Origin of the sequence: Burkholderia sp. AU38729 (genome assembly GCF_020419725.1) — a bacterium.
In the GTDB taxonomy this organism is placed as follows: domain Bacteria; phylum Pseudomonadota; class Gammaproteobacteria; order Burkholderiales; family Burkholderiaceae; genus Burkholderia.
On record NZ_JAIZQO010000010.1, the window covers coordinates 380,753 to 387,323 of the forward strand.

Genomic DNA, 6,571 nt, shown 5'->3' on the forward strand with positions numbered 1-6,571 from the left:
GCCCGCGATCGCGCGGTGCGGCGTGTGCCGCGGTGTGCGTTAGCGGCCCCCCTTCCCGCTCATCGTGCGAGCACGCGCGCGTGATGCGCGAGGTGATCAGCGATGAACGTCGAGATGAAGTAGTAGCCGTGGTCGTAGCCCGGATGGCGGCGCAGCGTCAGCGGCTGGCCGGCCTTCGCGCACGCGGCTTCGAACACGTCGGGGTTCAGCTGGTTCGCGAGGAACTGGTCGGCGAGGCCCTGATCGACGAGGATACCGTCCGCGAACTTAGGCGCATCGGCGCGCGCGACGAGTTCGCTCGCGTCGTGTGCCTTCCATGCTTCACGATCGGCGCCCAGATAACCCGAGAACGCCTTCTCGCCCCACGGGCAGCGCGTCGGCGCGGCGATCGGCGCGAACGCCGACACCGACCGGTACAGGCCCGGATGGCGCAACGCGAGCGTCAGCGCACCGTGCCCGCCCATCGAGTGGCCGAAGATCCCCAACCGCGCGCCGTCGATCGGCAGCTCGGCCGCGACCAGCTCGCGCAGCTCGCCCGTCACGTACGACTCCATCCGGTAATGCGCGGACCACGGCGCCTCGGTCGCATCGACGTAGAAGCCCGCGCCGACGCCGAAGTCCCACGCATCGGTCTCGCCCGGCACGCCCGCGCCGCGCGGGCTCGTGTCGGGCATCACGAGCGCGAGGCCGTGCTGCGCCGCGTATTGCTGCGCGCCGGCCTTGATCGCGAACGTCTCGTCGGTGCACGTGAGCCCCGCGAGATAGAACAGCGCCGGCACGCGGCCGTGCGCGGCCTGCGGCGGCAGGTACACCGAGAACTTCATCGGCAGGCCGATGGCCGCCGAATCGTGACGGTAGAAACGCTGCTCGCCGCCGTGGCATGCGTGCGAGGAAACGAGTTCGAGCATCGCGGTGCGCTCCCGGTCAGTACAGCACGACCGAGCGGATCGACTCGCCGGCCTTCATCAGGTCGAAGCCTTCGTTGATCCGCTCGAGCGGCAGCGTGTGCGTGATGAGGTCGTCGATGTTGATCTTGCCTTCCATGTACCAGTCGACGATCTTCGGCACGTCGGTGCGGCCGCGCGCGCCGCCGAACGCCGAACCCTTCCACTCGCGGCCGGTCACGAGCTGGAACGGACGCGTGCTGATTTCCTCGCCGGCTGCCGCCACGCCGATGATGAACGACTGGCCCCAGCCCTTGTGCGTGCACTCGAGCGCCTGGCGCATCAGCTTCACGTTGCCCACGCATTCGAACGAGTAGTCCGCGCCGCCGTCGGTCAGCTGCACGATGTGGTCGACCACGTTCTCGACTTCGTTCGGGTTGATGAAGTGCGTCATCCCGAACTTCTTCGCGAGCTCGACGCGCTTCGGGTTGATGTCGACGCCGATGATCTTGTCCGCGCCGACCATCTTCGCGCCCTGGATCACGTTCAGGCCGATGCCGCCGAGGCCGAACACGACGACGTTCGCGCCCGCCTCGACCTTCGCCGAGTACACGACCGCGCCGACGCCCGTCGTCACGCCGCAGCCGATGTAGCAGATCTTGTCGAACGGCGCGTCCTCGCGCACCTTCGCCACCGCGATCTCCGGCACGACGATGTAGTTCGAGAACGTGGACGTGCCCATGTAGTGGAACAGCGGCTTGCCGTCGAGCGAGAAGCGCGACGTCGCGTCGGGCATCAGCCCCTTGCCCTGCGTCGCGCGGATCTTCTGGCACAGGTTGGTCTTGCGCGACAGGCAGAACTTGCACTCGCGGCATTCCGGCGTGTAGAGCGGGATCACGTGGTCGCCCTTGCGCAGGGTGCCGACGCCGGGGCCGACGTCGACCACGACACCCGCGCCTTCATGGCCGAGGATCGCCGGGAAGATCCCTTCCGGATCGGCGCCCGACAGCGTGTAGTAGTCGGTGTGACAGATGCCCGTCGCCTTCACCTCGATCAGCACTTCGCCGGCGCGCGGCCCTTCCAGATCGACTTCCTCGATCGTCAGCGGCGCGCCCGCCTTCCATGCAATCGCTGCTTTCGTCTTCATCGTGTGACTCCTGTCTGTGTGTGAGGTCGGCCCGGGTCGGCGCATCAGCGCTCATGTCGGCCGGCGTGGGTGCATGAGCACCGGCGCCGGTTCCATGCTTCACCGGGTTCCAGGCAAAGCGGTTGAAGCCGTGCCGCGCGGCATCGCGCACGGCACGGCAAAAGAATCTCGTGCTCGTCATGATGGCCGGTCCGGCCGCGCATCGCGTGCGGGAAACGGTCGCCGGCTTGCCACGATGCGTCATCGCTGGCGCAAAAGAACAAGTGTTCGAGTTTAAACGCCCGTCGTGAACCATGCATCCGTTCGCGCATACAGATCGACGAAGCGTGCGTGGCGCGCGGCCAGCGCGCGATCGCCGCGCGGCGCGGCAACCGGCGACGCGGACGGCGCCAGCGCGTGCAGCGCGTCCTCCCGCCAGTGCCCGATCGCGACGCCCGCGAGCAGCGCGGCGCCGCGCGTCGCGGCGTTCGGGCAGTCGATCGCGTGGAGCGACGCGCCCAGCGCATCGGCCAGCAGTTGGCGCCAGCGCGGATCGACCGAGCCGCCGCCCGCGAGACGCAGCATCGCGACCGGATCGCCGCGCTCGGCGTCGCGGATCGCATCGAGCCCGGCGCGCAACGCGAACGCGACGCCTTCGAACGCAGCGCGCATCATCGCGCCGCGCGTGTCGCCGAGCCCGAGGCCGAGCCAGCCGCCGCGCGCATCGGGGTTCATCCACGGCGAACGCTCGCCCGTCAGGTACGGCAGGAAGCACAGGCGTTCCGACGCCGCGTGGGCGAACGCGTCGTCATACGCATCGGCCCACTGCGCGTAGCCGAGCCAGCCGCGCACGGCTTCGAGCGCGAGCCCGACGTTCTGCATCGCGGCCATCGTGTAATAGCCGCCGGCCGCCGCACGATAGCGATGCAGCCCGCGTCGCGCGGGCGGCAGCGCATCCGCGAGCACGACGATCTGGCCGCCGCTGCCGGTCGTCAGCAGCGCGTCGCCGGCGGCGGCAAGCCCGCTACCGAGCGCCGCGCATGCGGTGTCGGCCGCACCCGTCGCCAGCGGCACACCGGCCGGCAGGCCAAGCGCTGCGGCAGCCTGCGCGCCGAGCGTGCCGCAGCGCGCGCTCGACGGAAGGACCGGTGCGAACCGGTCGGCAGGCAGGCCGAGCGCGTCGATCAACGCGAGATCCCATGCACCGTCGGGTGTCGCGAGCGCGGTCGCGCACGCGTCGCTCGGGTCGGCGGCGACGTCGCCGCCCAGCGCGATGCGCAACCAGTCTTTCGGCTGCACGGCCCAGCGCGCGGCGCGCAGCGCTTCGGGTTCATGCGTGGCCAGCCAGCGCAACAGCGGGCCGGCCATGCCCGGTGCAACGGGGTTGGGTGCGACGGGCAAGCCGTCCGTGTGCCAATCGCCCGCCTCCGCTTCGCGCACCGCGCGTGTGTCGGGCCACAGCAGCGCGGGCCGCACCGGCTGCCCGGCCGCGTCGATCAGCACGACGCCGTGCATCTGCCCCGAGAACCCGATCGCCGCGACCTGCGCACGCTCGTCGGCCGGCAGCCGCGCGGCCGCGCGCACGAGCGCCTGCCACCACGTATCCGGCGCGATCTCCGCCCAGCCGGGCTGCGGCGACGACAGCGCATAAGGTTCGCTCGCGACCGCCCGCTCGACGCCGTCGGCATCGAGCGTGACGAGTTTGACGGAGCCGGTGCCGAGGTCGATTCCGAGCAGGCGCATGACGTGAGGGCGAATTCGAATGAACGGATGTCGATGATAACGGGATCGTGATGCGCGCCCCGTTTTTTGCCGCTACCGCGGCAGGCCGAACACGCGGTCGCCGGCCGGGTTCCACCCGGCTGCACCTTGCGGGCAAAAGCGGCCGTTCGCGGGTTAACCCGGCACGATTTTTCCCAGGCACTTTTTGCCACTATGCCGGCCGCCCGATACACACCATAAAGCGGCCTATATTTGACACGGGGGCCAGCGCTATTTTGAAGGGCTATAAAACCGGGGAACCTCACTCCTGCGGCTGTTTCCCGATGATCGACACCCTGTTCCATGCCGAAATGGCATATCGAACCAGCAAAGAACGGAATAGAACCCAGCACTCTTGTTGCATGGATTCATTCCGAATAATTTCGTATCACCCCGAAAACAAGATCATGGAGTGAGACAGATGCAATCGAACACGGTCCATCCGTGCGATGAGGTGCTGCCGACCGGCAAGCTGGTAACGCTTGGCCTGCAGCACGTCCTCGTCATGTACGCCGGCGCTGTCGCCGTGCCGCTTATCGTCGGCGCCGCGCTCAAGCTGCCGAAAGACCAGATCGCGTTCCTGATCAGCGCCGATCTGTTTTCGTGCGGCGTCGCCACGCTGATCCAGACGCTTGGCCTGTGGATCTTCGGGATCCGCCTGCCCGTCATCATGGGCTGCACGTTCGCGGCAGTCGGCCCGATGATCGCGATCGGCACCAACCCCGGCCTCGGCATCCTCGACATCTTCGGCTCGACCATCGCGGCCGGCATCATCGGCATCGTGCTCGCGCCGATGATCGGCAAGCTGTTGCGGTTCTTCCCGCCCGTCGTCGTCGGCACCGTGATCGCGGTGATCGGGCTGTCGCTGATGGAGGTGGGCATCAACTGGGCGGCCGGCGGCGTCGGCAACCCCGAATACGGCAGCCCCGTCTATCTCGGCCTGTCGCTGCTCGTGCTCACGCTGATCCTGCTGATCAACAAGTACGGCCGCGGCTTCATCGCGAACATCTCGGTGCTGCTCGGCATCGTCGCCGGCTTCGCGATCGCCTTCGCGATCGGCCGCGTGAATACCGATGGCGTCGCGCACGCACCGTGGGTCGGCTTCGTGATGCCGTTCCACTTCGGCCTGCCGCACTTCGACCCGCTGTCGATCGTGACGATGGTCACGGTGATGTTCGTCACGTTCATCGAATCGACCGGCATGTTCCTCGCGGTCGGCGACATGGTCGATCGCCCGGTCAACCAGGAGCGCCTCGTGCGCGGCTTGCGTGTCGACGGTCTCGGCACGCTGATCGGCGGCATCTTCAACTCGTTCCCGCATACGTCGTTCTCGCAGAACGTCGGCCTGATCGGCGTGACGGGCGTGAAGAGCCGTTTCGTGTGCGCCACCGGCGGCGTGATCCTCGTGCTGCTCGGCCTGTTCCCGAAGATGGCGCAGGTCGTCGCCTCGGTGCCGCCGTTCGTGCTCGGCGGTGCGGGCATCGTGATGTTCGGGATGGTGGCGGCGAACGGCATCAAGGTGCTGTCGAAGGTCGACTTCGTGAACAACTCGCACAACCTGTTCATCGTCGCCGTGAGCGTCGGCATGGGTCTCGTGCCGGTCGTGTCGCCGCACTTCTTCTCGAAGCTGCCGCCCGCGCTCGCGCCGATCCTGCACAGCGGCATCCTGCTCGCCTCGGCGACGGCCGTGATCCTGAACATCGTGTTCAACGGCGTGAAAGGCGAGAAGGACGCACGCTGCGACATCCGTCGCGCCGGACACGACTTCGACGGCCGTCCCGCCGACGTGCACCACTGATCGCCTCGCGCCGGACGACGGCGCGGAGAAGCGGTAACGAAAAACGCCACGGCATGCCGTGGCGTTTTGTTTTGCGGGTGCGGGAAGCTGCGCGGTGATCGGTCGGACAGCTGGGCGTTCGGACAGGCGGACAGCTGGACGGTCGAACGGCGGAACAGGCGGTGGCGCGTGAAAGCGGGTCGCCCGCGGGCGCGGCGCGATGATGCCGAGTCGCCAAGCAGGATGGCTGGTCCGACGCTATAAGCGGCACCAGAATCCGATACGCGCATCGTCACCCCAACCGTTTTCGCGCCGCACGAATCGACTACGCAAAAGAAAACGCCACGGACTTTCGTCCGTGGCGTTTTCGATTCCGCAACCAGCCGGTTCGAAGGACAAGCACGATCGAAACCGCGCCTGCCCCTCCTTGCGCTTACCCGTTCGTCGCCGTTGCCGACGCAGGCGCCGGAGCGGCCGCCTTGTCGTAGTCGACCGGTGCATCCGGCGCGCGCGGCGTTTCGCCGGCCCGCTCGATCCACCCGCCGCCCAGCGAACGGTACAGGTTGACCAGGTTGGTCCAGCGTGCCAGGCGCGCATTGATCAGCGACTGCTGCGCCGAATACAGGTCCGTCTGCGCGGTCAGCACCGACAGGTAGCTGTCGACACCGTTCTTGTAACGCAGGTCCGACAGGTCGAAACGTCGCTGCTGCGCATGCTCGTTGCGCTCCAGCGCCGCGATCTGCTGGTCGTACGTGCCGCGTGCGGCCAACCCGTCCGCCACGTCGCGGAACGCCGACTGGATCGCCTTCTCGTAGTTCGCGATCTCGATGCGCTTCTGCACGTGCGCAAGATCGAGGTTCGCGATGTTCGAGCCGCCTTCGAAGATCGGCAACGCAATGCTCGGCGCGAACGACCATGCCGCCGTGCCGGCCTTGAACAGGCCGCCGAGCGTCGGGCTCGCGGTGCCGAACGCGGCCGTCAGCGAGATCTTCGGGAAGAACGCCGCGCGTGCCGCACCGATGT

Annotated in this window: 5 protein-coding genes; 1 reads left to right on the forward strand and 4 read right to left on the reverse strand. The window is 67.9% G+C overall.

Translation table 11 applies throughout. The annotated features are described in order from the left end of the window. Positions 1-59: 59 nt before the first annotated feature. From fghA to LGM56_RS26845, 3 genes are all read right to left on the reverse strand, one after another. Positions 60-908 (reverse strand): S-formylglutathione hydrolase, encoded by an 849-nt coding sequence (gene fghA, locus LGM56_RS26835; RefSeq protein ID WP_089495534.1) that lies wholly within the window; start codon positions 906-908, stop codon positions 60-62. Between the two features lie 16 nt (positions 909-924). Further along, positions 925-2,031 carry an S-(hydroxymethyl)glutathione dehydrogenase/class III alcohol dehydrogenase gene (locus LGM56_RS26840; RefSeq protein WP_011353045.1) on the reverse strand — a complete coding sequence of 369 codons (1,107 nt, stop codon included), beginning with the start codon at positions 2,029-2,031 and terminating at the stop codon, positions 925-927. A 273-nt stretch (positions 2,032-2,304) separates the two neighbouring features. After that, the gene (locus LGM56_RS26845; RefSeq protein WP_226207181.1) at positions 2,305-3,753 is read right to left on the reverse strand and encodes a xylulokinase; all 1,449 of its coding nucleotides are present in this window, start codon (positions 3,751-3,753) and stop codon (positions 2,305-2,307) included. A 439-nt stretch (positions 3,754-4,192) separates the two neighbouring features. Here LGM56_RS26845 and LGM56_RS26850 point away from each other — a divergent pair, with 439 nt between their 5' ends. Next, positions 4,193-5,569, forward strand: a complete 1,377-nt coding sequence (locus LGM56_RS26850; RefSeq protein WP_226207182.1) for a nucleobase:cation symporter-2 family protein — start codon at positions 4,193-4,195, stop codon at positions 5,567-5,569. A 412-nt stretch (positions 5,570-5,981) separates the two neighbouring features. Here LGM56_RS26850 and LGM56_RS26855 read toward each other — a convergent pair. Beyond that, positions 5,982-6,571: TolC family protein (locus tag LGM56_RS26855; RefSeq protein ID WP_226207183.1), on the reverse strand; the 590-nt coding region annotated here is incomplete at its 5' end.

What these genes read in the sequence shown, in the direction of transcription:
- LGM56_RS26840 (WP_011353045.1), bottom strand. Translation starts at nt 2,031, where the DNA reads ATGAAGACGAAAGCAGCGATTGCATGGAAGGCGGGCGCGCCGCTGACG.
- LGM56_RS26850 (WP_226207182.1), top strand. Translation starts at nt 4,193, where the DNA reads ATGCAATCGAACACGGTCCATCCGTGCGATGAGGTGCTGCCGACCGGC.
- LGM56_RS26845 (WP_226207181.1), bottom strand. Translation starts at nt 3,753, where the DNA reads ATGCGCCTGCTCGGAATCGACCTCGGCACCGGCTCCGTCAAACTCGTC.
- fghA (WP_089495534.1), bottom strand. Translation starts at nt 908, where the DNA reads ATGCTCGAACTCGTTTCCTCGCACGCATGCCACGGCGGCGAGCAGCGT.